Origin of the sequence: Sphaerisporangium sp. NPDC049002 (genome assembly GCF_040649355.1) — a bacterium.
In the GTDB taxonomy this organism is placed as follows: Bacteria; Actinomycetota; Actinomycetes; order Streptosporangiales; family Streptosporangiaceae; genus Sphaerisporangium.
In genome coordinates, this window is sequence record NZ_JBEZFH010000283.1 from 1 (window position 1) to 7,547 (window position 7,547).

Here is a 7,547-nt window from a genome sequence, read left to right on the forward strand (position 1 = left end):
TCCCCGTCTTCTGCAGCGCCTCGATGCTGGAGGCCGACAGCACCATCATCAGCCCGAGCGCCAGCAGCAGCGCGCTGCACCCGAGCACCAGGTAGTAGGAAGTGAGCGGGCGGTTCAGCAGCTCGCCGAGGGCGGACAGCCGCTCGCGCCGCCACCCGGCGGCCTGCGCGCGCCCCGGCGCGATCGGGACGTCGCTCATCGCGCCCGCAGGCGGTGGACGGCTCGGGCGAAGGCCTCCCCACGGGCGCCGTAGTCGGCGAACATGTCCAGCGACGCGCCGGCGGGGGCGAGCAGCACGGTGTCCCCCGGGGAGGCGAGCCTGGCGGCTTCGGTGACGACACGGTCCATGACCCCAGTGTCTTGCCCATCGACCTCCACGACCGGAACATTCGCCGCGTGTCGCGCCAGAGCCTGGCGAATTCGTGCCCGATCGGCCCCGAGGAGGACGGCTCCGCGCAACCGGCCCGCCGCCCGCCGCACGAGGTCGTCGACGTCGGCGCCCTTGAGCAGCCCCCCGGCGATCCACACGATGGTGGAGTAGGAGGCCAGGGACGCGGCGGCGGCGTGCGGGTTGGTGGCCTTGGAGTCGTCCACGTAGTCGACCTCGGCGAGGCGCGCGACGTGGGCGATGCGGTGCGGGTCGGGCACGTAGTCGAGCAGTCCCTGCCGCACGGCGGCGGCGGGGACCCCGTGCGCGCGTGCCAGCGCCGCGGCGGCCAGCGCGTTGGCCACGTTGTGCGGGGCGAACGGGCGGACGTCGGCCAGCGTCGCGAGCTCCTCGGCCCCCCCGTCGGGGTCCTCGACGAAGGCACGGTCGACGAGCAAATCCTCCACGAGGCCGAGCTGCCCGCGCGCGGGCACGCCGAGCGTGAAGCCGGCCACCCGCGCGGGCCCGCCGGCGTACGGCGCGGCCAGGCGGGCCGACCACGCGTCGTCGGCGTTGTGGACGACGACCTCGGCGCGCTCGTAGACGCGGGCCTTGGTGCGGGCGTACTCCTCCATCGAGCCGTGCCAGTCGAGGTGGTCGTCGGCCACGTTGAGTATCGCGGCGGCGCGGGGGGCCAGGCTCGACGACCAGTGGAGCTGAAAGCTGGACAGCTCGACCGCGAGCACGTCGTACGGCCCGCCGACGGCCTCGACGATGGGGGTGCCGACGTTGCCCACGGCCGCCGCGTCGTGCCCGGCGGCCCTCAGCATGGCGGTGAGCATGCGCACCGCGGTGGTCTTGCCGTTGGTGCCGGTGAGTGCCAGCCAGGGGGCGGCGCCCTCGGGCCGCTGCCGCCAGGCCAGCTCGACCTCGCCGATCACCTCGACGCCCCTGGCCGCCGCCTCCAGCAGGAGGGGGTGGTCGGGACGCCAGCCCGGCGAGGTGACGACCATGGCGGCCTCGGGCGGCAGCCCGCCGCCGAAGCGCACCTCCACGCCGAGCGCGGCCAGCTCGGCCGCGGCGGCCCGCTGCCGCTCGCCGTCTCCGGTCTCCACCACGATGACGTGCGCGCCCGTACGGGCGAGACCGCGGGCGGCGGCCATCCCCGACACCCCGAGCCCCGCCACGCAGACGGTGCTCATTGCTTGGGCATCCACTCGACGTAGAACAGCCCGAGGCCGGCGGCGGCGCACAGCATGGCGATCAGCCAGAAGCGGACCACGATGGTCGTCTCGGCCCAGCCCGCCAGTTCGAAGTGGTGCTGGAGCGGGGCCATGCGGAAGACCCGTCTGCCCGTCATCTTGAAGAAGCCGACCTGGATGATGACCGAGGCGGTGATGATGACGCACAGGCCGGCGAGGATGAACAGAAGGAACTGCGTGCGCGTGGTGATCGCCAGCCCGGCGAGCACCCCGCCGAGGGCCAGGGAGCCGGTGTCGCCCATGAAGATCTTCGCGGGCGGGGCGTTCCACCACAGGAAGCCGACCAGCGCGCCGAGGACGGCCGCCGCCACCACCGCGAGGTCCAGCGGATCGCGCACCCAGTAGCAGCTCGGGCCGAGCTGGTTCAGGCAGCTGTTGCGGAGCTGCCAGTTGCCGATCAGCACGTAGGCCGCGAGGACGACGCCGGTGGCGCCGCTGGCGAGGCCGTCGAGGCCGTCGGTGAGGTTCACGGCGTTCGAGAAGCCCACGATCATGATGAGGACCCAGATCGTGAAGACCACGATGCCGACCGACGGCCCGAAGTCCCGAAGGAACGACAGGCGCGTCTCGGCGGGCGTGATCGAGTAGGCGTTCGGGAACCGGACCACCAGCACCGCGAAGACGGCGCCGACGATGAGCTGCCCGAGGGCCTTGGCCCCGCTGCGCAGGCCGAGGCTCCGCTGCTTGTAGATCTTGATGAAGTCGTCGAGGAAGCCGACCGTGCCGAGCCCGGCCATGAGGAACAGCACCAGCACGGCGGAGACCGTGGGCGGCGTCCACGTGGCGAGGTGGGAGCAGGCGAACCCGATGAGCGCGGCGATGACCAGGACCGTGCCGCCCATGGTGGGCGTGCCGCGCTTCTCGTGGTGGCCGGAGGGCCCTTCCTCACGGATGTTCTGACCGTAGCCGCGGCGGCTGAACAGCCTGATCGCCAGAGGGGTGCCGAGCATCGACAGCAGCAGCGCCACCGCCGCGGCGACGAGGACGTCCATCATCGGGCATCACCGCCCAGCAGCGCCTCGGCGACGCGTTCGAGACCGGCGGCGCGGGGGCCCTTGACGAGCACCACGTCCCCTGGACGCAGCTGTGCGGCCAGCTCGGCCGCGGCGTCGGCCGCGGCCGGCACATGGACGGCCGGAGCCCCCTTGGCGCCCGCGAGGACCGGCCAGGGATTCTCCCCGACCACCCACAGCCCGGTGAGGCCGGCCTCGGCGGCGAGCCGGCCGACCCCCTCGTTCAGCGTGTCGCTCTCGTCCCCGAGCTCGCGCAGCGAGGCGATCACGGCGAACCTGCGCCGCTCCCCGCCGAGGACGCCGAGCGTCTGGAACGCCGCGCGCATGGAGTCGGGGTTGGCGTTGTACGCGTCGTTGATCACGGTCACGCCGTCGGGCCGGTCGGTGACCTCCATGCGCCACCGGCTGCGCGGCTCGGCGCGCGAGAGCTCCTCGGCGATGGTCGCCACCGGCAGGCCCAGCTCGTACGCGGCCGCCGCGGCGGCGAGGACGTTCTCGACGGCGTGCGCCCCGTAGAGGCGCAGCCGTACGTCCGCGGCGCCCGACGGGGTCACCAGCCTGAACGACGCCCTGCCACGCTCGTCCATCGTCTCGTTCTCGGCCCGCACGCCCGCGCCCGGGGAGCGGCCGAACCAGCTGACGCGGGCCTGGGTGCGTTCGGCCATGGGCCGTACGAGCGGGTCGTCGGCGTTGAGCACCGCGACCCCGCCTGCGGGCAGCGCCTCGACCAGCTCGCCCTTGGCCTTGGCGATCTGCTCGCGGCCGCCGAACACGCCGAGGTGGGCGGTGCCGACGTTGAGCACCACGCCGATCTTGGGCGGGGCGATGCGCGCCAGGTCGGCGATGTGGCCCTCGGAACGGGCGCTGAGTTCGAGGACGAGGAACCGGGTGTCCTCGCCGGCCCTCAGCACCGTGAGGGGGTGGCCGATCTCGTTGTTGTAGGAGCCGACGGGGGCGACCGTCGGGCCGATCAGCGCGGTCAGCCTGGCGAGCAGGTCCTTGGTGGTGGTCTTCCCCGCCGACCCGGTGACGCCGACGACGGTCGTGCGCGGCAGCGCGGCGACCGTGGCGGTGGCCAGCTCGGCCAGCGCCGTGAGGACGTCGCCCACGATGAGACAGGGCGCCTCCACGGGCCGGCTCGCGAGCACGGCCACCGCGCCGGCCTCACATGCCTGGGCGGCGAAGTCGTGCCCGTCGGCCCGCTCCCCCCTGATCGCCACGAACAGCGATCCGGGCTCGGCGGCGCGCGAGTCGATCAGGACGGGCCCGCGGACCACGGCGCGGGGATCGGCCATGCCCGCGAGGGCACCCGAGGTGATCTCGGCGATCCTTGCCAGCGGCAACGGGATCATTCGTTTCTTCCCTACTTCCATACAAGCTGCTCGTGGGTGTGCGGGGGGCCCGCGCCTCGCCCCTGGGCGCCCGGCCGGGCTACCGGCTCAGCCTCGCACAACGCCGTCGGTCACATGCGCTCTCGTCTGCCGATGGCCTCGGCGACCACCTGCCTGTCGTCGAACGGCAGCACTTCACCGTCGATGTACTGACCCTGCTCATGGCCCTTGCCGGCGACGACGACCACATCGCCGGGTACGGCCCGGCCGATCGCGAGGTCGATCGCCGCGGCCCTGTCGGGTTCCATGATCACATGGGCGCGCTCGTGCGGGGGCACGCCGAGTGCCCCCTCCAGCATCTCGCCGAGGATCCGCAAAGGGTCCTCGGTGCGGGGGTTGTCACTGGTGAGGATCGCCACGTCGGCGAGCCGCGCGGCGGCGTCCCCCATCATGGGCCGCTTGCCCCGGTCGCGGTCGCCGCCGCACCCGAGGACGATGATCAGGCTGCCCGAGGTGACCTCGCGCAGCGCCGCCAGCACCGACTCGACGGCGCCCGGCTTGTGGGAGTAGTCGACGATCGCCTGGAAGCCCCGGGTGCCCGGCACGCGCTCCATGCGGCCCGGGACGCCGGTGACGGTCCCCACGCCGTGCACGGCGGCCTGCAGCGGCACCCCGGCCTCCACGAGGGTGACCAGCGCGCCCAGCGTGTTGGCGACGTTGAACGGGCCCGGCAGGGCCACCGACACGTCGGCCTCGATGCCGCCGGGGCCGATCACCCGGAAGGTGCTGCCGTCGGCGCCGAGACGCACGTCCTGCGCCCGCCAGTCGGCCTCTGGCGCGCCCCGGGCGGAGAACGTGGTGACGGGCACCTTCGCGAGGCCCACGAGCTCCCTGCCGTGGTCGTCGTCGATGTTGACCACGCCCACCCGGCACAGCTCGGGGGTGAACAGCCGGGCCTTGGTCAGGAAGTAGTCGTCGAGGTCGCTGTGGAAGTCGAGGTGGTCCTGCGAGAGGTTGGTGAACAGCGCCACGTCGTAGAAGACGCCGTCGACGCGCTTGAGCGCCAGGGCGTGGCTCGACACCTCCATGGCGGCGGCGGTGACGCCCTCCTCGCGCATGAGCGCGAACAGGCCCTGCAGGTCGCTGGCCTCGGGAGTCGTCAGCGTGGGCGGGAAGCTCTTGTCCCCCACGTGGATCTCCACGCCGCCGATCAGGCCGGTGCGGTGGCCCGCGGCCCGCAGGCCCGCCTCCAGCAGGAACGTGGTGGTCGACTTGCCGCTGGTGCCCGTCACGCCGAGCACGACGACGCCCGCGGCGGGCCGGCCGTACACCCAGGCGGCCGCCTGGCCGAGCACGGAGCGCGGGTCGGGCACCACGAGCACCGGCACCCCGGCCGCGACCGCGGCGGGACGGCCGGCGGGGTCGGTCAGGATCGCGACGGCCCCGCCGGCGACGGCGTCACCGGAGAACGCGGCGCCGTGGGCGGCGCGGCCGGGCAGCGCGACGTACAGATCGCCCTGGCGCACCTGGCGCGAGTCGATGGTGATGCCGGTGACGGCGGCGAGCGGCGCGCGAGGGCCGCCGGAGGGCGCGCCGAGCAGGGCCGCCAGGCCGGACAGCGGGCGGACCGGGCATGCCGTGGGACGCATAGACGACGGGGGACGCACGGGCGAGAGCGTACCTTCCCCCGTCACCCGTCGGTGCTCATGCGCACCGATGGAGCGGTCGTACCGGTCGGCGGAATCTTTCGGCTCTTCAACGCGAACGTCATGACATCCTTGAACACAGGCGCGGCGATCTCCCCGCCGAAGTGGCCGTTCTCGGGTGCCTGAATGACGGCCAGCACCACCAGACGCGGCGCGTCCGCGGGAGTGAACCCCACAAACGTAGCGGTATATCCGCAATACCCTCGGCAGTTCTCGTCGTATCGCATTGCGGTGCCGGTTTTACCCGCTACTCGGTATCCCTTGATGGCGGCGAGCGAGCCGGTGCTGCCCTCGGCGCTCACCGCGGCCTCCAGCATCCGCGAGATGTCCTTGGCCGTACGGGGACCGATGACCCTGGTCTGCTTGGGCGCCTTCGCCGGGATGAGCCTGTGGTGCTGATCGACCGTGCCCGCGACGATCTGCGGCGTGATCCGCACGCCTCCGTTGGCGATGGTCTGGTAGACGCTCGCCATCTGCAGGGCCGTCACCGAGACGCCCTGCCCGAAGGCGATCGTGCACCGCTGGCTCCCCGACCACGACTCGCGCTTGGGGAGCAGCCCGGCCTCCTCGCCGTAGAAGCCCCCGCCGGTCTTGGCGCCGAAGCCGAACCCCTTGAGCATGTCGTACAGCGACTGGTCGCCGATCCGCTCGGCGGCCATGATCGTGCCTACGTTGCTGGACTCGGCGATGATCCCCGTGAAGGTCAGATGCTCGGGCGGGTGCGGGTGGGCGTCGCTGAGCAGCCGGTCGGCGCACTGGTACTTGTCCTTGACCTCGAACACCGTCTCGGGCCTGACCGCCCCCGCCTCCAGCGCGGCGGCGGCCGTGATGACCTTGTTCGTGCTGCCGGGCTCGAAGACCTCCGACACCGCCCGGTTGCCCCAGTCGGTGGCGGGAAGCGACCTCCACTTGTTGAGATCGACCTCCGGGGCGTTGGCCATGGCCAGCACCTGGCCGTTGCGCACGTCCATGACGATCACGCTGCCGCTGCGGGCCCCCGCGGCCTTGACCTGCTTGGCGATCGCCTCCTGCGCGGCCCACTGGATGTCGCGGTCGATGGTCAGCCGCACGCCCTGCCCTGCCACCGGCTCCTGCCGGGTGCTCCGCGTCATGGGGATGCGCTGCCCGGTGCCGCCGATCTCGATGGTCTGGCGGCCGTCCTTGCCGCCGAGGAGCTTGTCGTAGGTCTGCTCGAACCCGGTCAGGCCGGTGCCCGCGTCGCCGACGAAGCCCACCAGCCCGCCTGCGAGGTTCCCGCCCGGGTAGAGCCTGCGGTACTGCGGCGCGGCGGCGACCCCGTCGATCTTCAGGTCGAGCACGCTCTTGGCGGTGCCGAGGGGGACGTCGCGCGCGAGCAGCGTGTAGTGGGTCCTCGGCAGGGAGAGCTTGGCCACGATGTCGGCCCTGTCGGCGCCGAGCGCCGTGGCGAGGGTCGTGGCGACCTGGTCGCGCTCGGCGGGCGGCACCTTGGTCGGGTCCGCGGAGATCTCGCGGGCCTCCACCGTGACGGCCAGCGCGTGGCCGTTGACGTCGGTGATGGAGCCACGGCGCGCGGGCAGCGTCTCCTCGCGCACCCGGAGCGAGGCGGCCTTGGCCTCGAAGACCTTGGAGTCGAGCCCCTGGAGCTGGACGAGCCGTCCGGCGAACAGCGACAGCACGACGGCCATGCCCATCAGGCCGATGTTGATCCGCCGGGCCGGGTTGCCGAGGCGCAGCGGGGCCACGGGCCGGGGCGCCCAGGAACGGGGGGGCACCGCGCGGCGGGTCGGCCCGTCCATGCCGGCGGCAACGTCGCGAGCCAGGCCGTCGCGCGCAAGGCCGGGTTCGTCGAGGAGGGAGTGCTCCGGCGGGCACTGCCCGTGTCCGGG

Annotated in this window: 5 protein-coding genes and 1 pseudogene; all 6 read right to left on the reverse strand. The window is 73.1% G+C overall.

All coding sequences use genetic code 11. The annotated features are described in order from the left end of the window. Positions 1-199: pseudogene (locus AB0B89_RS33240) on the reverse strand (putative lipid II flippase FtsW); the annotation flags it as partial. Beyond that, entirely contained in the window at positions 196-1,569 is a 1,374-nt protein-coding gene (murD, locus tag AB0B89_RS33245; protein ID WP_358560685.1) for a UDP-N-acetylmuramoyl-L-alanine--D-glutamate ligase, read from the reverse strand. The gene murD and the pseudogene AB0B89_RS33240, both read right to left, overlap by 4 nt. Next, the gene (gene mraY / locus AB0B89_RS33250) at positions 1,566-2,624 is read right to left on the reverse strand and encodes a phospho-N-acetylmuramoyl-pentapeptide-transferase (RefSeq protein ID WP_358560688.1); all 1,059 of its coding nucleotides are present in this window, start codon (positions 2,622-2,624) and stop codon (positions 1,566-1,568) included. Before mraY ends, murD begins: the two co-directional genes overlap by 4 nt. Further along, positions 2,621-3,994: a UDP-N-acetylmuramoyl-tripeptide--D-alanyl-D-alanine ligase gene (gene murF, locus AB0B89_RS33255; protein WP_358560690.1), complete on the reverse strand. Its 1,374-nt coding sequence runs from the start codon at positions 3,992-3,994 to the stop codon at positions 2,621-2,623. Before murF ends, mraY begins: the two co-directional genes overlap by 4 nt. Before the next feature lie 110 nt (positions 3,995-4,104). Then, positions 4,105-5,622: a UDP-N-acetylmuramoyl-L-alanyl-D-glutamate--2,6-diaminopimelate ligase gene (locus AB0B89_RS33260; protein ID WP_358560693.1), complete on the reverse strand. Its 1,518-nt coding sequence runs from the start codon at positions 5,620-5,622 to the stop codon at positions 4,105-4,107. Between the two features lie 41 nt (positions 5,623-5,663). Beyond that, a partial coding sequence (locus AB0B89_RS33265) for a penicillin-binding protein 2 (protein WP_358560695.1) occupies positions 5,664-7,547 on the reverse strand: 1,884 nt, incomplete at its 5' end.